The sequence below is a fragment of the Citrobacter sp. Cpo071 genome, from assembly GCF_030332765.1.
GTDB lineage: Bacteria > Pseudomonadota > Gammaproteobacteria > Enterobacterales > Enterobacteriaceae > Citrobacter > Citrobacter portucalensis.
On the sequence record NZ_JAOWHE010000076.1, the window covers coordinates 103312 to 125240 of the forward strand.

The 21929-nt window shown below is 51.4% G+C and carries 20 protein-coding genes and 1 rRNA gene; 9 read left to right on the forward strand and 12 right to left on the reverse strand.

All coding sequences use genetic code 11. The annotated features are described in order from the left end of the window. Nucleotides 1-2: 2 nt before the first annotated feature. The 8 genes from atpF to asnC form a co-directional block, all read right to left on the reverse strand. Nucleotides 3-473 carry a F0F1 ATP synthase subunit B gene (atpF, locus tag OGY09_RS08745; protein WP_003827022.1) on the reverse strand — a complete coding sequence of 157 codons (471 nt, stop codon included), beginning with the start codon at nucleotides 471-473 and terminating at the stop codon, nucleotides 3-5. A gap of 59 nt (nucleotides 474-532) precedes the next feature. Continuing rightward, nucleotides 533-772, reverse strand: coding sequence for a F0F1 ATP synthase subunit C (gene atpE, locus OGY09_RS08750; RefSeq protein ID WP_003023794.1), 240 nt, complete (start codon nucleotides 770-772; stop codon nucleotides 533-535). Between the two features lie 46 nt (nucleotides 773-818). Further along, nucleotides 819-1634, reverse strand: coding sequence for a F0F1 ATP synthase subunit A (atpB, locus tag OGY09_RS08755; protein ID WP_003023792.1), 816 nt, complete (start codon nucleotides 1632-1634; stop codon nucleotides 819-821). 7 nt (nucleotides 1635-1641) lie between these two features. Further along, the gene (atpI, locus tag OGY09_RS08760; RefSeq protein WP_003827019.1) at nucleotides 1642-2022 is read right to left on the reverse strand and encodes a F0F1 ATP synthase subunit I; all 381 of its coding nucleotides are present in this window, start codon (nucleotides 2020-2022) and stop codon (nucleotides 1642-1644) included. 614 nt (nucleotides 2023-2636) lie between these two features. Then, nucleotides 2637-3260 (reverse strand): 16S rRNA (guanine(527)-N(7))-methyltransferase RsmG, encoded by a 624-nt coding sequence (gene rsmG, locus OGY09_RS08765; RefSeq protein WP_032945471.1) that lies wholly within the window; start codon nucleotides 3258-3260, stop codon nucleotides 2637-2639. Nucleotides 3261-3362: 102 nt separating this feature from the next. Further along, nucleotides 3363-5252: a tRNA uridine-5-carboxymethylaminomethyl(34) synthesis enzyme MnmG gene (gene mnmG, locus OGY09_RS08770; protein WP_003827014.1), complete on the reverse strand. Its 1890-nt coding sequence runs from the start codon at nucleotides 5250-5252 to the stop codon at nucleotides 3363-3365. Nucleotides 5253-5624: 372 nt separating this feature from the next. Further along, nucleotides 5625-6074: an FMN-binding protein MioC gene (mioC, locus tag OGY09_RS08775; RefSeq protein WP_032945473.1), complete on the reverse strand. Its 450-nt coding sequence runs from the start codon at nucleotides 6072-6074 to the stop codon at nucleotides 5625-5627. Between the two features lie 88 nt (nucleotides 6075-6162). Then, nucleotides 6163-6621: a transcriptional regulator AsnC gene (gene asnC / locus OGY09_RS08780; RefSeq protein ID WP_003023780.1), complete on the reverse strand. Its 459-nt coding sequence runs from the start codon at nucleotides 6619-6621 to the stop codon at nucleotides 6163-6165. A gap of 151 nt (nucleotides 6622-6772) precedes the next feature. Between asnC and asnA the strand changes: the two genes are divergently transcribed. Continuing rightward, nucleotides 6773-7765, forward strand: a complete 993-nt coding sequence (gene asnA, locus OGY09_RS08785) for an aspartate--ammonia ligase (RefSeq protein ID WP_003827009.1) — start codon at nucleotides 6773-6775, stop codon at nucleotides 7763-7765. A gap of 3 nt (nucleotides 7766-7768) precedes the next feature. On the opposite strand, the gene viaA is transcribed toward asnA, so the two are convergent. Then, nucleotides 7769-9220: an ATPase RavA stimulator ViaA gene (gene viaA, locus OGY09_RS08790; RefSeq protein WP_003827006.1), complete on the reverse strand. Its 1452-nt coding sequence runs from the start codon at nucleotides 9218-9220 to the stop codon at nucleotides 7769-7771. Beyond that, entirely contained in the window at nucleotides 9214-10710 is a 1497-nt protein-coding gene (ravA, locus tag OGY09_RS08795; RefSeq protein WP_020996042.1) for an ATPase RavA, read from the reverse strand. The genes viaA and ravA overlap by 7 nt, the downstream gene beginning before the upstream one ends. A 329-nt stretch (nucleotides 10711-11039) precedes the next feature. On the opposite strand from ravA, the gene kup reads away from it, so the two are divergent. The 7 genes from kup to rbsR all read left to right on the forward strand — a co-directional run bounded on the left by kup (nucleotide 11040) and on the right by rbsR (nucleotide 18986). Further along, the gene (gene kup / locus OGY09_RS08800; protein WP_003827003.1) at nucleotides 11040-12908 is read left to right on the forward strand and encodes a low affinity potassium transporter Kup; all 1869 of its coding nucleotides are present in this window, start codon (nucleotides 11040-11042) and stop codon (nucleotides 12906-12908) included. 192 nt (nucleotides 12909-13100) lie between these two features. Beyond that, a complete protein-coding gene (rbsD, locus tag OGY09_RS08805) occupies nucleotides 13101-13520 on the forward strand; it encodes a D-ribose pyranase (protein WP_032945475.1) in 420 nt (139 codons plus the stop codon). A gap of 7 nt (nucleotides 13521-13527) precedes the next feature. Next, a complete protein-coding gene (gene rbsA / locus OGY09_RS08810) occupies nucleotides 13528-15033 on the forward strand; it encodes a ribose ABC transporter ATP-binding protein RbsA (RefSeq protein WP_003023764.1) in 1506 nt (501 codons plus the stop codon). 5 nt (nucleotides 15034-15038) lie between these two features. After that, nucleotides 15039-16004: a ribose ABC transporter permease gene (gene rbsC, locus OGY09_RS08815; protein ID WP_003826999.1), complete on the forward strand. Its 966-nt coding sequence runs from the start codon at nucleotides 15039-15041 to the stop codon at nucleotides 16002-16004. A gap of 24 nt (nucleotides 16005-16028) precedes the next feature. Continuing rightward, a complete protein-coding gene (rbsB, locus tag OGY09_RS08820; protein WP_003023760.1) occupies nucleotides 16029-16919 on the forward strand; it encodes a ribose ABC transporter substrate-binding protein RbsB in 891 nt (296 codons plus the stop codon). A gap of 141 nt (nucleotides 16920-17060) precedes the next feature. Further along, nucleotides 17061-17990: a ribokinase gene (gene rbsK, locus OGY09_RS08825; protein WP_008786556.1), complete on the forward strand. Its 930-nt coding sequence runs from the start codon at nucleotides 17061-17063 to the stop codon at nucleotides 17988-17990. A 3-nt stretch (nucleotides 17991-17993) separates the two neighbouring features. Then, a complete protein-coding gene (gene rbsR, locus OGY09_RS08830; RefSeq protein ID WP_003023757.1) occupies nucleotides 17994-18986 on the forward strand; it encodes a ribose operon transcriptional repressor RbsR in 993 nt (330 codons plus the stop codon). On the opposite strand, the gene mdtD is transcribed toward rbsR, so the two are convergent. Both mdtD and OGY09_RS08840 read right to left on the reverse strand, forming a co-directional pair. Beyond that, the gene (gene mdtD, locus OGY09_RS08835) at nucleotides 18952-20379 is read right to left on the reverse strand and encodes a multidrug transporter subunit MdtD (protein WP_008786557.1); all 1428 of its coding nucleotides are present in this window, start codon (nucleotides 20377-20379) and stop codon (nucleotides 18952-18954) included. The two genes, rbsR and mdtD, sit on opposite strands and share 35 nt — an antisense overlap. A gap of 1 nt (nucleotide 20380) precedes the next feature. Next, complete coding sequence (locus OGY09_RS08840) at nucleotides 20381-21085, reverse strand: FadR/GntR family transcriptional regulator (RefSeq protein WP_003023753.1); 705 nt, start codon at nucleotides 21083-21085, stop codon at nucleotides 20381-20383. A gap of 481 nt (nucleotides 21086-21566) precedes the next feature. Between OGY09_RS08840 and OGY09_RS08845 the strand changes: the two genes are divergently transcribed. Beyond that, a 16S ribosomal RNA gene (locus OGY09_RS08845) occupies nucleotides 21567-21929 on the forward strand; the annotation flags it as partial.

A 21929-nucleotide genomic window follows, 5' to 3' on the forward strand; every position in this document is an offset into this window, starting at 1 on the left:
CCTTACAGTTCAGCGACAAGTTTGTCCACGATGTCGCTATTAGCAGCTTCATCCACGGAACGTTCGATGATCTTCTCGGCGCCAGCAACAGCCAGGATAGCAACTTGCTTACGCAGCTCTTCGCGAGCACGTTTACGCTCGGCGTCAATTTCCGCCTGCGCCTGTGCCACGATTTTAGTACGTTCCTGCTCTGCTTCAGTTTTAGCTTCGTCCAGGATCTGAGCACGGCGTTTGTTCGCCTGCTCGATGATTACCTGAGCTTCCGCCTTCGCTTTTTTCAGCTGGTCGGTCGCGCTGGCCTTTGCAAGGTCAAGATCCTTATGTGCTCGTTCTGCAGAAGCAAGGCCGTCAGCAATTTCTTTTTGACGTTTTTCGATGGCAGCCATTAATGGCGGCCATACGTACTTCATGCAGAACAGAACGAACAGGACAAACGCGATGGCCTGGCCGAGGATTGTTGCGTTAAGATTCACAGCACAATGCCTCTATCTAGTTAACGTTCTGATATTGCTCTTAATTCAAGCAACGCTTACTACGCGACAGCAAACATCACGTACAGACCCAGACCTACAGCGATCATTGGGATTGCATCCACCAGACCCATAACGATAAAGAACTGAGTACGCAGCAGAGGAATCAGATCCGGTTGACGCGCTGCGCCTTCCAGGAATTTACCCCCGAGGATGCCGATACCGATCGCAGCACCGATTGCCGCCAGACCCATCATCACAGCGGCAGCAATGTACAGCAGATCCATATTCAGGTTTTCCATGACAGTCTCCAGTTTGTTTCAGTTAAAACGTAGTAGTGTTGGTAAATTAATGCTCTTCAGATGCCATCGACAGATAGACAATCGTCAGAACCATAAATATGAAGGCTTGCAGCGTGATAATCAGTATGTGGAAAATGGCCCAAGGCACATTCAGGATCCACTGTGACCACCACGGCAACAGACCAGCAATCAGAATGAAAATCAGCTCACCGGCATACATGTTGCCGAACAGTCGCAGACCAAGAGAGATTGGTTTGGACAGCAGGCTTACCCCTTCAAGGATTAAGTTGACAGGGATGAACGCCCAGTGATTGAACGGCTGCAGCGTCAACTCTTTCGCGAAGCCACCGATGCCTTTCATTTTGATGCTGTAGAACAGAATGAGGATAAATACGCCCAGCGCCATCGACAGGGTGATGTTCACGTCAGCAGACGGAACCACACGCAGAGCCGGTAGGCCAAAGATATGCTCACCGATGTACGGCAGCAGGTCGATAGGCAGCAAATCCATCAAGTTCATCAGGAATACCCAGACGAAAATCGTCAGGGCCAGCGGAGCAATCAGCTTGCTTTTGCCATGGTACATGTCTTTCACGCTACCATGCACAAAGCCGATTACCAGCTCAATCGCGGTCTGAAATTTACCTGGTACGCCGCTGGTCGCCTTTTTGGCTACGCTACGGAACATAAGCAGGAACAACAGACCCAGAACCACCGAGAAGAAAATGGAGTCAATATTGAGCGTCCAGAAGGTGGCTGGGGGGTTGTGCGGATCCACCAGCGAGAATGTACGTAGGTCCAACTGAAGGTTATTCAGATGGTGTCCTATGTAATCCTGCGGCGTCATATTTTCTGAAGCCATGATGCCTTTACCCTTTGTTGTTAATTACAGCCGGCGCCAGTATCTGAACCACCAGCACCAAAACCCACGTAACGATCAGCGGCATGAATACCGCTTTCAAAACAGCCAACGCCACCACCAACAACACCAGCATCGCTAATACCTTGAAGGCTTCGCCGAAAGCGAACGACCAGGCTACTCGGCCTTTCGCTGGTGTATGTACCTGGTGACGCCAGGCAAATATCATAAACAACACATTAGGCAGTAACACTGCCAATCCTCCACACAACGCGGAGATGCCCCAGAAAGGGTCTTTGAGGCTAAACAGCAATCCACTTGCTATTACAACCAGAAGCTGTGTGAGCAAAAGCTTACGAGCAACGTTTCGACTCAAGAGCGACATAGACATCACGTTTTTACTCCTGCTCCCTTCGAGGTATGCCGCGTGTCGTATAAAACGTTCTTTATGGCTTAGAGTCAAGCATCAAAAAGCGGACAAATTATACGGTGCGCCTTCGTGATTTCAAACAATAAGTAGCTAAAAAGTGAATAAATGTTTAAATATTTTTCGCTGCCCCACATTTATTACTTTTAGGCAAACTGTGAACGATCATGCAAAACTGCAAATGCCGCGAAAACACTGGCGTCAAAGCGTGCACCAGATCACATATTGAACATATTCACCTTCGCATAATTTATTTACGTGGCAATTGATGCCTTTTCATCTTTTTGATATTTAAGCGTAAAAATAGCCACTATTTCAAAAACAACGCCTAACAACAAAAAAACCGCTCATTGACATTTATAATAAAAAATTAACACGAGCGGTGATTCTTACGTTCTATTTTTAGCAGACTGATATTTTCACAGCTGACTTGTTTCGCTTTTAACAAAAAACGGTACGTTATAGTTATGATGCAAAACCGTAAGACACTAGTGAAATGTAACGACATTTAACCACACTATTACCTATGACTTTTAACACCTGAAAAGCCGTTTTTTCTCTATTTTTTTTGATAAAAATTAAATTTTGTTTGGCTTAATAACCACCAAATGACGTTCACCATCCAACTGCGGAACGCGTAATTTTTCGACGGACTCAACGCTGAATTCTGCTGGCAGCGAATCAATTTCATCTGCAGGCAACTGCCCTTTTAGCGCATAAAAACGCCCATTCTGGCCCGGCAAATGGTGACACCAGCTCACCATATCATTGAGTGAAGCGAAAGCACGGCTAATCACCCCATCAAACGGCGGTTCTGAAGGAAATTCTTCAACACGGCTTTGCACTGGAGTGATGTTAGTAAGCGCAAGCTCATGCTGCACCTGACGCAAGAAACGAACACGTTTTCCCAGGCTATCGAGCAGTGTGAAATGCACTTCTGGACGCACGATAGAGAGCGGAATTCCCGGCAGGCCCGGTCCCGTACCTACATCGATAAAACGCTCACCCTTCAGATACGGTGCAACGACAATGCTGTCCAGAATATGGCGCACCAGCATTTCGTTTGGATCCCGCACCGACGTCAGGTTGTAGGCTTTGTTCCATTTGTGCAGCATATCGACATACGCAATCAGCTGATTTTTCTGGTGATCGGTAAGAGAAATACCGGCATCAGCCAGCAGACGAGAGAGTTTGTTGAGCACGGTCGTTACCTGTTAATAATCAAATGCCCGATGCGCTTTCGCTTATCGGGCCAACAAATTTGTACGGCGGGCAAGCGAAGCGCTCCCGCCAAAATAGTGTTATCAAGCGCTGCGGCGCAGCATACCTTGTTTTTTCAGCCATACCAGCAGAATGGAGATGGCGGCAGGCGTTATGCCGGAAATACGCGATGCCTGACCGATCGAAACGGGTTTGTGATCGTTCAGCTTAGCGATAACTTCATTCGACAAGCCAGAGACCTGACGATAATCCAGCGTTGCAGGCAACAGGGTGTTTTCATTGCGCTGTTGTCTTTCAATTTCTTCCAGCTGACGGGCAATATACCCTTCGTATTTCACCTGAATCTCAACCTGTTCTGCGGCCTGAGCATCATCAAGCGCGGGTGCGAACGCAGATAAAGAGGTCAACTGAGCATAGGTCATATCCGGGCGACGCAGCAGATCTTCACCGCTCGCTTCACGTGACAGAGGTGTCGCCAGGTGAGCATTCACTTCTGCTGCGGATTCCGCTAACGGATTCACCCAGGTTGATTTGAGACGTTGGCGTTCCTGTTCGATGCGCTCCAGCTTCTCGTTGAAGCGAGCCCAGCGCTCATCGTCCACCAGACCCAGTTCACGACCAATTTCGGTCAGACGCAGGTCGGCGTTATCTTCACGCAGCATCAAACGGTATTCAGCGCGAGATGTGAACATACGGTACGGTTCTTTGGTGCCCAGCGTACACAGGTCGTCCACCAGCACGCCAAGATAAGCCTGATCGCGACGCGGTGCCCACCCCTCTTTTTCAGCAGACAAACGTGCGGCGTTCAGACCAGCCAGCATGCCTTGTGCGGCGGCTTCTTCATAACCGGTTGTACCGTTAATCTGGCCCGCAAAGAACAGACCCTGGATGAATTTGCTTTCCAGAGTTGGTTTCAGGTCACGCGGATCGAAGAAATCATACTCAATCGCGTAGCCTGGGCGGACGATTCTGGCATTTTCCATCCCCTGCATGGAGCGGACAATTTGCATCTGCACATCGAACGGCAGGCTGGTGGAAATGCCATTCGGGTAAATTTCGTTAGAGGTCAGTCCTTCCGGTTCGAGGAAGATCTGATGCTGGTTACGATCGGCAAAGCGCATCACTTTGTCTTCGATCGACGGGCAGTAGCGTGGGCCGATACCTTCGATCACGCCAGCATACATTGGGCTACGATCGAGGTTATTGCGGATCACGTCATGGGTTTTCTCATTGGTATGCGTGATGTAACACGGCATCTGGCGCGGATGTTGAGAAGCATCGCCCAGGAATGAGAAGACCGGCATCGGGTTATCGCTGTTTTGCTGGCCGAGCACGCTGAAATCAATCGTGCGCGCATCGATACGCGGCGGTGTACCGGTTTTCAGGCGGCTGACGCGCAGCGGCAGTTCACGCAGACGGCGTGACAGCGGGATGGACGGCGGATCGCCAGCGCGGCCACCGCTGTAGTTATCCAGACCAATATGAATTTTGCCGTCGAGGAATGTCCCCACGGTTAATACGACCGCTTTAGCACGGAACTTCAGTCCCATTTGGGTCACTGCGCCCACGACACGATCGTTTTCAACAATCAGATCTTCAACCGCCTGTTGGAAGATCATCAGATTGGGTTGATTCTCCAGCGCAGTGCGTACCGCCTGGCGATAGAGCACACGATCGGCCTGAGCTCGGGTAGCGCGAACGGCTGGCCCTTTGCTTGCGTTTAGTATCCTAAACTGGATACCCGCATGGTCGATCGCTTTTGCCATTAACCCACCAAGCGCATCCACTTCTTTTACCAGGTGTCCCTTCCCAATACCGCCGATCGCCGGGTTGCAGCTCATCTGCCCCAGAGTGTCGATATTGTGTGTCAAAAGCAGAGTCTGTTGACCCATTCGCGCCGCGGCCATTGCGGCCTCGGTGCCTGCATGACCCCCGCCAATGATGATGACGTCAAAAGGATCCTGATAAAACATGGTAATTGCCTCGCATAACGCGGTGTGAAAATGGATTGAAGCCCGGGCCGTGGATTCTACTCAACTTTAGTCAATCGAGAAAGACCTGGGATCCTGGGTATTAAAAAGAAGATCTTTTTATTTAGAGATCTGTTTTATTGTGATCTCTTATTAGGATCGCACCTTTCTGTGGATAAGGACGATCCTTTAAGTAAGATCAACAGGTTGCTGAGGATCATTAGCTGTGAATGATCGGTGATCCTGGTCCGTATAAGCTGGGATCAGAATGAAGGGTTATACACAACTCAAAAACTGAACAACGGTTGTTCTTGGGATAACTACCGGTTGATCCAAGCTTTTAACCAGAGTTATCCACATAAAAAAGTACGATCTTTACAAATCTCTGAGCAACGGATGCCACGATCCCAGCCAAATTTCAGCCGGATCTTCCGGAATTTCATGTTCCAGCACGTTGATCCTGAGGGTTTCGCCGATCTGTTTTGCCCCACAGGCCTTCAATTCGGCTTCCAGCTTGTCGATTGCGCCGCAAAAGGTGTCATATTCACGACTGCCGATCCCGATTGCACCAAAGCGCACTAGTGACAGGTCCGGCTTTTGCTCGCGTAACGCATCATATAAAGGCTGCAGGTTGTCAGGAATATCTCCCGCACCGTGCGTGGAGCTGATAATCAGCCAGATCCCGTCAGTTGGAACCTCTTCAAGCATTGGCCCATGCAGTATTTCGCTGGAAAAACCGGCGTCGTCCAGCTTTTCAGCCAGATGCTCTGCTACATATTCCGCACTGCCAAGCGTACTACCGCTGATAAGAGTGATGTCTGCCATGATCGCCCACCTTTATAAAGAGGGCGTATTGTACGCTGTGAGCGAGCTGGGATCTACCTGTGGAAAACCAGGGTATTAAAAAAAGCGATCACGGCTTGATGGTACGCATGATCGGGTTTTGCAGGACGATCAGCGTTTCAGTGGACTGAATTTCGTCAATTGTTTGGATCTTGTTGATAAGTACCTGCTGCAATGCGTCGATCGACTTGCACATCACCTTAATAAAGATGCTGTAGTGCCCGGTGGTGTAATACGCTTCGGTCACTTCATCGAGGCTTTCCAGTCTGGCCAGCGCTGACGGATAGTCTTTCGCACTTTTCAGGATGATGCCGATAAAGCAGCCGACGTCATAACCCAATTGTTTGGGACTGACATCAATCCGCGCGCCGGTAATGATCCCCGCCTGCTTCATCTTTTCTACGCGAACGTGAATTGTTCCAGGGCTGACGCCGAACTGTTTGGCTAATTCTGCGTAGGCAGTACGGGCATTTTCCATTAAGGCGTCAAGAATGCCGCGGTCCAGATTGTCGATCTGATAATTTTCCATAGGTTTTTCTTATGTAGATTAATGATTCACTCTATTTTAGACGTAATTTTTAACGAATCAAAATCGAAGTCGGCTTTTTGTTTGTTGATTATTGAATATTACCTCCATTCTGTTGCTTAATCATAGGTAACAGGACACAGGAGTACACATAATGAAAACCGCTTACATTGCCAAACAACGTCAAATTAGCTTCGTAAAATCTCATTTTTCTCGCCAGTTGGAAGAGCGTTTAGGCCTTATCGAAGTTCAGGCGCCGATCCTCAGCCGCGTTGGAGATGGCACGCAGGATAACTTGTCGGGCTGTGAGAAAGCGGTGCAGGTGAAGGTTAAAGCATTGCCAGACGCTCAATTCGAAGTGGTTCATTCACTGGCGAAGTGGAAGCGTCAAACGTTAGGACAACACGACTTTAGCGCAGGCGAGGGGCTGTACACGCACATGAAAGCCCTGCGTCCCGATGAAGATCGCCTCTCCCCGCTGCACTCAGTGTACGTTGACCAGTGGGACTGGGAGCGCGTGATGGGCGACGGTGAGCGTCAATTCTCCACTCTGAAAAGCACGGTAGAGGCTATCTGGGCGGGAATTAAGGCCACCGAAGCTGCGGTTAGCAAAGAGTTTGGTCTGGCACCGTTCCTGCCAGAGCAGATCCACTTTGTTCATAGCCAGGAGTTGTTATCTCGTTATCCGGATCTTGATGCAAAAGGTCGTGAACGTGCGATCGCTAAAGAGCTGGGTGCGGTATTCCTGGTGGGGATCGGCGGTAAGCTCAGTGACGGTCACCGTCATGACGTACGTGCGCCCGATTATGATGACTGGAGTTCAGCGTCCGAGCTGGGTCATGCCGGTCTGAACGGTGATATTCTGGTCTGGAACCCGGTTCTGGAAGATGCGTTTGAGCTGTCTTCTATGGGGATTCGTGTGGATGCTGACGCCCTGAAACACCAGCTGTCTCTGACCGGTGATGAAGATCGCCTGAGTCTGGAGTGGCACCAGGCGCTGCTGCGCGGTGAAATGCCGCAGACAATTGGTGGCGGCATTGGGCAGTCGCGTCTGACCATGCTGTTGCTGCAATTACCTCACATTGGTCAGGTTCAGTGTGGCGTATGGCCAGCCCAGGTACGTGAAAGCGTCGCATCTCTGCTGTAACAATTAACGCCGCCAGCGTCTGAGCAGGCGGCTTCGCATCCCGGTATCAAAGCGCCAGATATGATCGAAAATGCGCATGATGCCGGGTTTGCCATGTGCTGACATCGCCACTGCGTGAAAACGGTGCTGGTGTACCCGCTGTAATTCCCCTACTTTGCTGACGACCTCATCGGGCAATCGCTGAGCGATAAAATCTGAGATCACCACCGCATCGGCATCAAACCATTCCCGACCCTGCATGCGCTCAATTATGGCGCGAAAACAGCTGGCAATATCAGTGCCACCACGAAAGCGCTGACTTAAAAAGCGGATCGCCTGTTCGATGCCCTCCGGACCGGAAAGCTCATAGCGCACCACTTCTGTTGAAAACAGCATAATGAAACAGCGCCGGTTATCGGCAAGGGCAACGCGCATTAGCGCAAGACAAAAGGCTTTCGCACACTGCTCATTAAATCCACCCATCGATCCCGAGGTATCAACGCAGACGATAAAAGGCCCGCGCGGCTGCTCGTCAAAATCCTGATGCACCACCGGACGTTCCGTTACTTTTTCACGCCATGCTTCGCCGTGCAGGCGGTAGGTGAGCAGTTGTTTTTCCACCAGCCGTCGGTAGAACTCGTATTCCAGTTCGGTAATGCCCAGCGTGGCCAGCTCTGGCGGTAGCAGGCGCAGGATATCGTCACTTTGCTGGATGCCATCCACCTGCTCCGGGACGGTTGCAGGTTCGCGCACCAGGGTACGGAAGGTTTCCATTGGCGCATCTTTACGCGGCACGGATTTCGCCTCTCTGGAACGACCTAACTGCTCGGCCAGGCGCTGGAGTTCGGGTTGTTGCGTCAGAAATTCGCCGTATTTCACCATCAACTGATAATCACCGCGCTTGATTTGGCCCGCGCTCATATCCCACAACCGGCCTGCTGCGTTGTCATTTTCTGCCAGTACAGGTTCCAGTTGCCCGCTGAGGGTCATCCGTTCTTGTACTTCACTGAGCAAATGCTCGCGCTCTTCTTCCAGCAGTTGCTGATTCAGCGTTGTGGTTTGCACCACCAGGCTCAGGCGCCAGCGCTGGAGAAAAAGCGTATGTAGGGCGGGCGTAAAGGTGCTGTTGTCATTGACCAGTTGCTGCGCTTGTCCGGCCCAAGGCGAATGGAGGCGGTGCAATAGGGATAATATTTGCGGTAGCTGAACGATAAACTGCGCATGAGAGAGGAGCTGGCTTTGTTGATAGCACATAACCTCCTCCATCAGCTCCGGCGGTACATGGGTATCTTTGAGGCGGCTACGCAATGATTCACGCCAGCGGGGAATGTCGTCAGTGATCGCTTTTTTAAGGCGAGGAAATTTTTTAAAAAATACCACCATCTTTGGGGAAGCCAGCAGGGCGACGATCATCTCTTCGATCATCGCCTCTTCGCTGACTGCCAGCATGATGTTGAGCGTATCAAGGGTCAGCATTGTTGCGCCTGGCGGATTTGCGCCCCGACATCCTGCAGGCTGGCCTCAATGCGGCCTAACCAGTCGCTATGAATAAACAGGCATTTTTGCTGTTCGCTGAATGCGCTGTGCTGCTGATGCCACTCATTATCGAGCGCTTCAAGCTCCTGTTTTATCTCTGCGGGCATACTCTCTTGCGAAGCACCCGGCAGCGCCAGGCGAGAACCTTGTAAACTGACATCGCGTACAACCAGATGCTGTGCGCTATCGACTTCCATATTCAGCGTTTGGGCAAAGCCGATCCCGTTTAGTTTTCCGCGGATCTCACCGCCTTTTGTTAGCCACAGTTCCAGCGCGCCACGTTCGAAAGCTATATGGATAACCTCCATATCATGCAGTTTTAAAGGCTTTTGCAGCAGTAATGTCACGACCGAAGACGAGGCTTCTGGCGGTAAATCATAATGAGGACGACGGCTGAACATTCCGCCCTGGCGGATCACCGTGAACGCCGTTTTATCGCTTTGCTGCTGCTGGAGCTGAATGCGGCGCTGCACAATGCTGCCCAGGCGCGTCAGCATGGCTTGCTGTTGCCAGGCGTGTCCGGTCATCAATATTTCAAGCTGTTGTTGCATCAGATTCAGGCTTTGTGCGTCGTACCACAGGCAATCTTTCAGCAGGATCAGGTCGATAGGTACTACCGCATCGCGTCCGCTAAAGAAAGCGCTGGCCTGGAGTAAGCGGATCGCTTTTTTCCAGCGACGATCGGATACATAAGGTGCATTCGGTAACACGTCCAACTGCTGGCGCAGCGTGAAAATGAGCTCAAACACGCGATCGGGAAGCTTGATCGCACCAATGTCTTTTTGCCACTGGTGATACTCTTCATCCGTCACCTGCAATGATGCCGGGACCGGATTGTCGCTTTCATCCTGCTGACTTAACAGCATGGAGCGGAAATTGGCCTTGTCCTGAACTTTATCCAGCCACAGACGAATCAGCATACGGTCGTACAGCGCTTCCAGGCTGCTGTCGGCTTCAGGCAGTTCGTTGGAAGCCGCCACCAGCAGACGCATCGGAATTTTTTCTTCATACGCGCCGTTACGGAAGTGACGTTCGTTAATGGCGGTCAACAGGGTGTTAAGAATTGCCGGGCCTGCTTTCCAGATTTCATCGAGAAAAACGATTTCAGCTTCAGGAAGATAGCCCGCCGTTAAGCGTTCATAGCGACCTTCGTCTTTTAACGCCTGAATGGACAGCGGACCAAACACCTCTTCGGGCGTAGAGAAGCGCGTCATCAGGTATTCAAAAGCGCGTGCGTTTTGGAAGGCAAACTTCAGTCGGCGGGCAATTAAGCTTTTTGCGATCCCCGGGGGACCTAATAAGAAAACGCTCTCGCCGCTGAGTGCTGCCAGCAGACACAGACGAATGGCGTGGCTACGTTCATAAAGTCCCTTTTCCAGCGCATTGCTCAGACGGGAAATTCTTTCCGCTAATAAATGTGGGTGAGCCATAATGAAGTGGCGTCCTTTCGCCAAATGTACTGCATAAACTGCGAGTATAGATGCTTCACACCATTGCAGTAATAGACTGAAGGTGCGCTTATTTTTCTTTGAGCCAGATTAATCTGGTCTCATTTAGGGGTACGATTTTGTGATTAATCGTGCATACTGTGCGCCTTTTTGTGGGCCAAGGGACGACGCACACATTTCTTATATATACACCAAATCAATCAAGCTGCACCAAGGCGGCAATGGAGTTTTCTTCTGGGATGGGGGGAATAACGAATGCAGCCCACACGGAGTGACTTGAAAGATGATGTGTATAAACGAAAGACGAGTCTATGAGCACTGATAATAAACAATCATTGTCTGCGATTACCCTTGCGGCCATTGGGGTTGTCTACGGTGATATTGGTACCAGCCCACTTTATACGCTTCGTGAATGTTTGTCCGGCCAGTTTGGTTTTGGCGTTGAACGTGATGCCGTATTTGGTTTTCTCTCGCTGATTTTCTGGCTGCTGATCTTTGTTGTCTCCATTAAATACCTGACGTTTGTCATGCGCGCAGATAACGCCGGAGAAGGCGGGATCCTGACGCTGATGTCATTGGCCGGGCGTAATACCTCGGCGCGAACAACCTCCATGCTGGTCATTATGGGATTGATAGGCGGCAGCTTCTTCTATGGTGAAGTGGTGATTACGCCAGCCATTTCGGTGATGTCTGCAATTGAAGGTCTGGAGATAGTTGCCCCGCAACTGGATACCTGGATTGTTCCGCTCTCAATAATTGTGCTGACCCTGCTGTTTTTGATTCAAAAACACGGTACCGGCATGGTCGGTAAGCTGTTTGCGCCGATTATGCTGCTATGGTTCCTGACGCTCGCGGTATTAGGTGTGCGCAGTATTATTGGCAATCCGGAAGTGCTGCAGGCGCTCAATCCGTATTGGGCGGTGCATTTCTTCCTCGAATTCAAAACGCTGTCCTTTATCGCGCTGGGTGCGGTGGTGCTGTCGATTACCGGTGTTGAAGCGCTGTATGCGGATATGGGCCACTTCGGTAAATTGCCGATTCGTCTGGCATGGTTCTCCGTGGTATTGCCTTCACTGGTGCTGAACTATTTTGGGCAGGGCGCGTTGCTGTTAAAGCATCCTGAAGCGATCAAAAACCCGTTTTTCCTGCTGGCGCCGGACTGGGCATTAATTCCATTGTTGATCCTCGCCGCGCTGGCAACGGTTATCGCCTCTCAGGCGGTTATCTCCGGCGTCTTCTCGCTGACGCGTCAGGCCGTACGTCTGGGGTATTTATCGCCGATGCGTATCATCCATACCTCGGAAATGGAATCGGGCCAGATTTACATTCCTTTCGTTAACTGGATGCTCTATTTTGCGGTAGTTATCGTGATTGTGAGCTTTGAACACTCCAGTAACCTTGCCGCGGCGTATGGGATTGCGGTAACGGGGACGATGGTATTGACTTCAATTCTGTCGACCACCGTGGCGCGCAAAAACTGGCACTGGAATAAATACTTCGTCTTCCTGATCCTGGTGGCGTTCTTGTGCGTCGATGTTCCGCTGTTCTCCGCGAACCTCGATAAGCTTATTTCTGGCGGTTGGCTGCCTCTGACGCTGGGTCTGGTGATGTTCACCATCATGACCACCTGGAAAAGCGAACGCTTCCGTCTGCTGCGTCGCATGCATGAGCACGGTAACTCTCTGGAGGCGATGATTGCTTCTCTGGAGAAATCGCCACCGGTACGCGTGCCGGGAACGGCGGTGTATATGTCCCGCGCACTGAACGTCATCCCGTTTGCGCTTCTGCATAACCTCAAGCATAACAAGGTGCTGCATGAGCGCGTTATTCTGCTGACGCTGCGCACGGAAGATGCGCCCTATGTTCACAACGTGCGTAGAGTGCAGATTGAGCAGTTATCGCCCACCTTCTGGCGCGTGGTGGCCAGCTACGGTTGGCGCGAAACGCCGAACGTGGAGGAAGTGTTCCATCGCTGCGGTCTGGAAGGCTTAAGCTGTCGGATGATGGAAACGTCCTTCTTCATGTCGCATGAGTCGTTGATTGTAGGCAAGCGGCCATGGTACCTGCGTCTGCGCGGCAAGCTGTATCTGCTGCTACAGCGCAACGCGCTGCGCGCGCCGGACCAGTTTGAAATCCCACCGAACCGGGTTATTGAACTTGGTACTCAGGTAGAGATTTAATCTCATCGACGCCCTCTTTCATCGCGAAAGGGGGCGTTTTGTTTTGCCCCTCTCAGTTTTCATTTCATCAAATGATAATCCTTGCGAAACGTTTCGATGGCGATCACATTTTCGTAACGTCGCGGTGGTTTTCTGTCCACTCTTCGCACTACACTTATCTTCAGCGAAACGTTTCGCTAGTGGGGAAAGAAAATGAAGAAAGGCACGGTACTCAACTCTGAAATTTCAACGGTGATCTCCCGTCTGGGGCATACCGATACGCTGGTGGTGTGTGATGCAGGTTTACCCATCCCGAACAGCACAACGCGTATTGATATGGCATTAACCCAGGGCGTACCTTCTTTTATGCAGGTACTGGATGTGGTCACACGTGAAATGCAGGTCGAGGCGGTCATTCTCGCGTCGGAAATTAAACAACATAATCCGCAACTCCACGAAACGTTGCTCAGCCACATTGAGCAACTGCAACAACACCAGGGAAACACCATAGAAATTCGTTACACCACGCATGAACAATTCAAAAAACAAACCGCAGACAGTCAGGCGGTAATTCGCAGCGGAGAATGTTCTCCGTATGCGAATATCATTCTCTGTGCTGGCGTCACGTTCTGAGGCCATCATGAACGCATTACTGCAACTCAAAGGGATCGATAAAGCGTTCCCGGGCGTAAAAGCGCTATCCGGCGCCGCGCTGAATGTCTACCCTGGCCGCGTAATGGCGCTGGTGGGCGAAAACGGCGCGGGCAAATCCACCATGATGAAAGTGCTGACCGGGATCTATACCCGTGATGCCGGTTCTTTATTGTGGCTGGGGAAAGAGACCACCTTTAACGGCCCGAAATCCTCCCAGGAAGCCGGAATCGGTATCATCCACCAGGAGCTGAACCTGATCCCGCAACTCACTATCGCCGAGAACATTTTTCTTGGCCGTGAGTTTGTGAATCGCTTTGGCAAAATTGACTGGAAGAAGATGTACGCCGAAGCCGATCTGCTGCTCGCCAAACTGAATCTGCGCTTTAAAAGCGACAGACTGGTTGGTGAGCTGTCGATTGGCGATCAGCAGATGGTCGAAATTGCCAAAGTGCTGAGCTTTGAATCGAAGGTCATCATTATGGATGAACCGACGGATGCCCTCACCGACACTGAAACCGAATCCCTGTTCCGCGTCATCCGCGAACTGAAATCCCAGGGACGCGGCATTGTCTATATTTCTCACCGTATGAAAGAGATCTTCGAGATTTGCGACGACGTAACCGTCTTCCGCGACGGGCAGTTTATTGCCGAACGTGAAGTTGCCTCGCTGACTGAAGACTCGCTGATTGAAATGATGGTGGGACGTAAGCTGGAAGATCAGTACCCGCGCCTGGAAAAAGCGCCGGGTGATATTCGCCTGAAGGTCGATAACCTGTGCGGTCCTGGCGTAAACGATGTTTCGTTCACGCTGCGTAAAGGCGAGATCCTTGGCGTATCCGGGCTGATGGGGGCCGGACGTACCGAACTGATGAAAGTGTTGTACGGCGCATTGCCGCGCACCAGCGGTTACGTCACGCTTGATGGCCATGAAGTGGTTACCCGTTCGCCGCAGGATGGGTTGGCTAACGGCATCGTCTATATTTCTGAAGACCGTAAACGCGATGGCTTAGTGCTGGGCATGTCGGTGAAAGAGAACATGTCACTGACCGCGCTGCGTTATTTCAGCCGCGCCGGTGGAAGCCTTAAACATAAAGATGAGCAGCAGGCGGTGGGTGATTTTATTCGTCTGTTCAATGTTAAAACACCATCAATGGAACAGGCTATCGGCCTGCTTTCCGGTGGTAACCAGCAGAAAGTGGCGATTGCGCGCGGTCTGATGACCCGGCCAAAAGTGTTGATCCTTGATGAACCAACGCGCGGCGTTGACGTTGGAGCCAAGAAAGAAATCTATCAGCTTATCAACCAGTTTAAGGCTGACGGGCTGAGCATCATTCTGGTCTCCTCTGAGATGCCAGAAGTATTGGGCATGAGCGATCGAATTATCGTTATGCATGAAGGGCATCTCGGCGGTGAGTTCACTCGCGAGCAGGCCACTCAGGAAGTATTAATGGCTGCCGCTGTGGGCAAGCTTAATCGCGTGAATCAGGAGTAAAAAAGATGACTACCCAGGCTGTTTCTGGTCGCCGTTATTTCACTAAAGCATGGCTTCTGGAGCAAAAGTCGCTCATCGCTCTGTTAGTGCTGATCGCGATTGTTTCCACCATGAGCCCTAACTTTTTTACCGTTAATAACCTGTTCAACATTCTCCAGCAAACGTCGGTGAACGCCATCATGGCCGTTGGCATGACGCTGGTCATCCTGACGTCGGGTATCGATCTGTCCGTCGGTTCCTTGCTGGCGCTTACCGGCGCGGTTGCGGCTTCAATTGTAGGGATTGAGGTCAATGCGCTGGTGGCTGTTGCTGCGGCCCTGGCGCTCGGCGCTGCCATTGGCGCAGTCACCGGGGTGATTGTTGCGAAAGGCCGGGTGCAGGCGTTTATTGCAACGCTAGTGATGATGCTGCTGCTGCGCGGCGTGACCATGGTGTACACCAACGGCAGTCCGGTTAATACCGGGTTTACTGACAATGCCGATCTGTTTGGCTGGTTTGGTATTGGTCGTCCGTTAGGCATCCCTACGCCAGTGTGGATCATGGGGATTGTCTTCCTCGCGGCGTGGTACATGCTGCACCACACTCGTCTGGGCCGTTATATCTACGCGCTGGGCGGTAACGAAGCGGCAACGCGTTTGTCTGGTATCAGCGTCAGTAAAATCAAAATTATCGTTTACTCACTGTGCGGTCTGCTGGCATCGCTGGCGGGCATCATTGAAGTCGCGCGCCTCTCCTCTGCGCAACCAACAGCAGGTACTGGCTATGAGCTGGATGCTATCGCAGCGGTGGTGTTAGGCGGTACCAGCCTGGCGGGTGGTAAAGGACGTATTGTTGGGACGCTGATCGGCGCATTGATTCTTGGTTTCCTCAATAATGGTTTGAATTTGTTAGGTGTATCCTCCTATTACCAGATGATCGTCAAAGCGGTGGTGATTTTGCTGGCGGTACTGGTAGACAACAAAAAGCAGTAACAACGATTACAGGACATCTTAAATATGAACATGAAAAAACTGGCTACCCTGGTTTCTGCTGTTGCGCTGAGCGCCACCGTGAGCGCGAATGCGATGGCGAAAGATACCATTGCGCTGGTGGTCTCCACCCTCAACAACCCGTTCTTTGTTTCTCTGAAGGATGGGGCGCAAAAAGAGGCGGATAAGCTGGGTTACAACCTGGTGATTCTGGACTCGCAGAACAATCCGGCGAAAGAGCTGGCTAACGTTCAGGACTTAACGGTTCGTGGAACTAAAATTCTGCTGATCAACCCGACTGACTCTGATGCCGTTGGTAATGCTGTGAAGATGGCTAACCAGGCAAAAATTCCGGTTATTACCCTTGACCGTGTTGCCTCCAAAGGCGAAGTGGTAAGCCACATCGCGTCTGATAACGTGTTGGGTGGCAAAATTGCGGGTGATTACATCGCGAAGAAAGCAGGTGAAGGCGCGAAAGTTATCGAACTGCAGGGGATTGCCGGAACTTCAGCGGCGCGTGAGCGTGGCGAAGGTTTCCAGCAGGCCGTTGCGGCACACAAATTTAACGTACTGGCCAGCCAGCCGGCAGACTTCGACCGCACCAAAGGTCTGAACGTCATGCAGAACCTGCTGACCGCGCATCCTGATGTGCAGGCCGTATTTGCCCAGAACGATGAAATGGCGCTGGGTGCGCTGCGCGCACTGCAAACCGCGGGTAAATCTGATGTGATGGTGGTTGGATTTGACGGCACTCCAGATGGCGAAAAAGCAGTAAATGATGGCAAACTGGCTGCGACCATTGCTCAGTTGCCGGATCAGATCGGCGCGAAAGGCGTTGAGACTGCGGATAAAGTCCTGAAAGGCGAGAAGGTTCAGGCTAAATATCCGGTTGACCTGAAGCTGGTCATCAAGCAGTAATACCGATTCAGGTCGCTCGCGGCCTGATGGAGACATAAATACGCCATCCCCGTATCTGATTTTGGGGATGAAAGCGTAAAAAGAAAAGCAGGGCACGCGCCACCCTAACCCGGTGGCGCACTTTGACTTGGAACACCAAATATGAAAACCGCAGGCAACCTCGTTGTTCTTGGCAGTATCAATGCCGATCACATCCTTAACCTTAACTCTTTCCCGACACCTGGTGAAACCGTAACTGGTAGCCATTATCAGGTAGCATTTGGCGGTAAAGGCGCGAATCAGGCTGTTGCTGCGGGTCGTAGTGGCGCTAATATCGCATTCATTGCCTGTACGGGCGATGATGATATTGGCGAAAGTGTGCGTAAACAGTTAGCCAAAGACAACATCGATATCGCGCCGATTAGCGTAATTTCGGGGGAATCGACCGGTGTGGCACTGATTTTTGTGAATGGTGAAGGTGAGAACGTTATCGGCATTCACGCCGGTGCAAACGCAGCCCTTTCTCCTGCGCTGGTGGAAGCACAGCGCGATCGCATTGCGCAGGCCTCCGCCTTACTTATGCAGTTAGAATCGCCGATCGAAAGCGTACTGACTGCAGCAAAGATTGCACATCAAAATAAGACCATGGTCGCCCTGAACCCGGCACCGGCACGTGAACTTTCTGATGAACTGCTGGCGCTGGTGGATATTATTACCCCGAATGAAACCGAGGCTGAAAAGCTGACGGGGATCCGGGTCGAAAATGATGAAGACGCGGCCAAAGCGGCGCAGGCATTGCACGCTAAAGGTATCCATACTGTACTGATTACTTTAGGTAGTCGCGGTGTGTGGGCCAGCGTTAATGGCGAAGGACAGCGTGTGCCCGGTTTTAAAGTGGAAGCCGTTGATACTATTGCCGCTGGAGACACCTTTAATGGCGCGTTAATTACGGCGTTGCTGGAAGAGACTCCGCTGCCTGAAGCGATCCGTTTTGCGCATGCCGCTGCGGCGATTGCGGTTACCCGTAAAGGTGCACAGCCTTCCGTTCCGTGGCGCGAAGAAATAGAAGCGTTTTTAAGTCAACAGAGGTAACGCTTGGCTACAATGAAGGACGTCGCCCGCCTGGCGGGTGTTTCCACGTCGACGGTTTCTCACGTCATTAATAAAGATCGCTTTGTCAGTGAGTCCGTCACTGACAAAGTAGAAGCTGCAATTAAAGCGCTTAACTACGCGCCCTCCGCGCTGGCGCGTAGCCTCAAGTTAAACCAGACTCGTACGATTGGCATGTTAATCACTGCCAGTACCAATCCCTTCTATTCTGAGCTGGTGCGCGGCGTTGAACGTAGCTGTTTTGAGCGCGGCTACAGCCTGGTGCTGTGCAATACCGAAGGCGATGAACAGCGCATGAACCGTAACCTGGAAACTCTGATGCAAAAACGTGTGGACGGCTTGTTGCTGCTCTGCACCGAAACACATCAGCCTTCCAGAGAGATAATGCAGCGTTATCCTTCTATACCGACCGTGATGATGGACTGGTCGCCTTTTGATGGTGAAAGCGATCTGATTCAGGATAACTCCTTGCTGGGCGGTGATTTAGCCACGCAACATCTTATCGAAAAAGGTTTTACGCGCATTGCCTGCATCACCGGGCCGCTGGATAAAACCCCGGCGCGTTTGCGTCTGGAAGGATATCGGGCAGCAATGAAGCGGGCGGGGTTGCCTGTCCCGGAAGGCTATGAGATTACCGGTGACTTTGAGTTCGGCGGCGGCTTTGAAGCTATGCAAACGTTGCTGTCGCATAAACAGCGACCGCAGGCCGTTTTTACCGGCAATGATGCAATGGCAGTTGGCGCGTATCAGGCTCTGTACCAGTCAGGATTGCGCATTCCGCAGGATATGGCTGTGGTGGGTTACGATGATATCGAGCTGGCGCGCTATATGACGCCGCCCCTGACGACCATCCACCAACCAAAAGATGAATTGGGCGAACTGGCCATCGATGTATTAATTCACCGGATGGCGCAGCCCGCATTACAGCAACAGCGTTTGCAGCTTACTCCTGTTCTGATGGAGCGGGGGTCGGTTTAGGTTTGTGCCGATCTTTGATCAGGTTACGTCCATCTTTGGCTTTTAGCAGCATGAACATCAGCGCGGATATTACCGTGATAGCGCCCATCGTCATAAAGGTGTAGTGGAACTGTTCGACCGTATTGGTTCCTTCCATACCTTCATAGATACGTAGAACGGCGGCGCTGATGGCAACCCCTAAACTGATTGATAACTGCTGAGTAACGGCCAATACGCTGTTGCCGCTGCTGGCATTTTCATCGGTCAGATCCGCCAGAGTGATGGTATTCATTGAAGTAAACTGGGTGGACATCGCCATACCTAAAATGAACAACGGCAGGATTAGCATCCAGATCGGCATGGCAGGAGATTGCAAAGCGAACTGCGCAATCATCAGGCCGATAAATACCGTAACACCCACCAATGTGGTCCTGTAGCCGAGTTTGCGCAGTACCTGCGTCACCATGGATTTTGCCAGAATTGAACCTAACGCTGTTGGCGCCATCATGCAGCCGGCTATCAGAGCCGGATATCCAAATCCTACCTGCAACATCAGCGGCATTAAGAAGGGCACACAGCCTGTACCCAGGCGAGTGGCGAGGTTTCCGGCGATCCCAACAGAAAAGGTCCGAGTCTTAAATATCGGAAGCGATATCAGCGGCGTTGGGTGGCGACGCGCATGGCGAATATAGGCGAGTAGTAACAACACACTGGCAAGAATAATACCGAGTGCGACCCAGGTCTCGACAAGCTTCTCACCGAACAATTCAACGCCGCTGGAAAACAACACCAGGCTCAAACCAAACAGAAAGAAACCGGTCATATCAAAACCGCGGCGTGGCGTGGTGAAGTTCGGCATATATTTGCGGGCATAGAAGATACCGGCAATGCCAATTGGAATATTAATCAGGAAGATCCAGTGCCAGCTGGCCCATGTAACCAGTACACCGCCCAATACCGGACCTAAAATCGGCCCCACAAGTCCTGGCATGGTGACGAAGTTAAGCACGGGAAGCAGTTCGCTGCGGGGGTAAGCACGCAATAACGCCAGACGGGCAACGGGCATCATCATGGCGCCACCGATCCCCTGAATGACACGGAAAATCACCAGCTCGCTTAAGGAACTGGACAGCGCACAGGCCAGCGATCCCAACGTAAACAGGCTAACGGCAATCATAAAGACGCGTCGGGTACCAAATCGGTCTGCCAGCCAACCACTTACCGGGATCAGCATCGCGACAGTCAGGGTATAGCTGATAATGGCCGACTGCATGGCGAGTGGAGAGCGGTTAAGACTATGTGCTATTGCGGGTAGGGCGGTATTGAGGATCGTGGCGTCTAGTGCCTGCATAAAAAAGGCCATGGCTGCTATCCACGGTAGCCCGGCCATACTGCGTGATTTCTTTTCTGACATATTATTTATCCGGTAGCACGTTCGGTGCTATCAGCAATGCCTGACAGGCAGCAAAGGCGCGATCGCCATCGTTATCATCTATTGCGTCGACAATGGCCTGGTGCAAATCCAGTTTCACCACATCGTTATAGGTAATAGAGGTAAAGTAGGTCTGGTAAACCGAATGGAACAGAGATGCAAAGGATATAAGGAACGGATTCGCACTCATTTCATAGATGTGCTCATGCCAGGCGATATCAACCTCAATCCAGCGTTCGCGTCTGAAGTTTCTTTTCAGCTCGACCATCTCTTCCATCAGCGTGTTGAGGTGCGCTTTCTGTTCAGCCGTACCTATAGTCGCCGCCAGTAAGCACGCCTGAGGCTCCAGGCTGATACGCATCACCAGAAAATGTTTAATGACCTGCGGGAAATTATCTTCCGTCATCCACCAGGTGAGCAGCTCCTGGTCAAGGAAGTTCCAGTTTGCTTGCGGCATGACGCGTGTGCCAATACGTGGGCGCGGTAATACCATACCTTTTGCCGTTAATGTTTTTACCGCCTCTCTTACCGCGGTGCGACTCACGCCAAACTGATCGCCCAGCTCTATTTCGCCAGGCAATATCGCACCCGGCGCGTATTCACCTTTTAATATTCGCTGAGCCAGCTTTTCGGCCAGAACGTAGGACAAGTTTTTCTGTGCGGCTAGCTGTTGGGCATTTAACGGCATGAATGTTCTTCCTTACTCTTTTTCTTATTCATTAGTATGCCACCTGGAAGTGTGATTGCGGCTGCAAAAACGGCAATTTGCTTATTTTATGGCATGTTAATGGTGGTTTTGGTGAAAAAACACGCACTCGGAAAGTTATTTTAAATTTCCCCTTGTCAGCCTGAAATAACTCCCTATAATGCGCCTCCACTGACACGGAACAACGGATTACAAGCCGCCGGGTCAGCGGGGTTCCACTGAGAACTCCGGCGAAGAAAGCGAAATTAAATGCTTGACTTCGTAGCGGGATGGCGTAATATGCACACCCCGCGCCGCTGAGAAAAAGCGAAGCGGCACTGCTCTTTAACAATTTATCAGACAATCTGTGTGGGCACTCGAAGATACGGATTCTTAACGTCGCAAGACGAAAAATGAATACCAAGTCTCAACGAGTGAACACGTAATTCATTACGAAGTTTAATTCATTGAGCATCAAACTTTTAAATTGAAGAGTTTGATCATGGCTCAGATTGAACGCTGGCGGCAGGCCTAACACATGCAAGTCGAACGGTAGCACAGAGGAGCTTGCTCCTTGGGTGACGAGTGGCGGACGGGTGAGTAATGTCTGGGAAACTGCCCGATGGAGGGGGATAACTACTGGAAACGGTAGCTAATACCGCATAACGTCGCAAGACCAAAGAGGGGGACCTTCGGGCCTCTTGCCATCGGATGTGCCCAGATGGGATTAGCTAGTAGGTGGGGTAACGGCTCACCTAGGCGACGATCCCTAGCTGGTCTGAGAGGATGACCAGCCACACTGGAACTGAGACACGGTCCAGACTCCTACGGGAGGCAGCAGTGGGGA